This window comes from Enterobacter cloacae complex sp. P17RS, assembly GCF_014895885.1.
Classification (GTDB): Bacteria; Pseudomonadota; Gammaproteobacteria; order Enterobacterales; family Enterobacteriaceae; genus Enterobacter; species Enterobacter bugandensis.
The window spans coordinates 1-875 of the sequence record NZ_JADBQK010000051.1 but is presented as its reverse complement, the minus strand read 5'-3'; the positions used below and the strand labels follow the sequence as shown (position 1 = coordinate 875).

Genomic DNA, 875 nt, shown 5'->3' with positions numbered 1-875 from the left:
GTTAGCGATGAATGTTAAGTTGTTTTTTCTTATGAAAAAATTGAGAAAGAAATATGATCTGATATACATAAACACATTGGCGCTATTCAGTATTGTTGTTATAGCAAAACTATTAAATATAAAAAGTCTTGTTCACTGTCATGAGTATTTAAATGGTAGCTTATACGGTCAACTGATTAAGAAGACAGTCCAACGCTGCGCAACTGTGATTGTAAGTGTATCTAACCATGTTGCTTCATACATTTCGGATTTTAAATCGAATAGCTATGTTATTCATAATGGTATACCAGAGCTTAGTAGTCAAAAAATAGAACCTCTTAAAAATAATTTTGTTAATTTTGCCATGGTTGGTAGAGTGATGCCTGAAAAGGGGCAATGGTTTTTGTTAGAGGCTTTAAAAGCCATGCCTAAAGAAAAGTTGGCACAAATAAAAGTCCATGTGTATGGTGATGCTCCACCGACAAGAAAGGAATTAATGTCGAAATTCATGGAAGACATAACCTTGGCAGGTTTAAAGGACACTGTGATTGTATATGGATTTGATCCAGAAGCATCTGAGAAAATTCAGCAATTAGACTGTTGTGTTGTACCATCATTAATGCCAGATCCTTTCCCGACAACAGTTTTGGAGGCAATGAGAGCTTCAAAAATAGTTATTGCAACTAATCATGGTGGTGCCAAAGAAGTAATTGATAGTGGAGTTAATGGATTTTCCATAAATCCGAATGATATAGAACAATTATCTTCAGTTTTAAGTAAAGTTGCTTGTATGGCTGTTGCTGAAAGAGAATTAATGGGTGAGAATGCCAGAAAAACTTACTCTAATGAATTTACGGTTGAACAATTCAAAAAACGCTTTATTACTACATTAAGTA

At 33.9% G+C, this 875-nt stretch carries 1 protein-coding gene; it reads left to right on the top strand.

Annotated features, from left to right (window positions below):
- The coding region (locus IM265_RS21890) for a glycosyltransferase family 4 protein (protein ID WP_193056031.1) at positions 1-875 on the top strand (875 nt) is incomplete at both ends.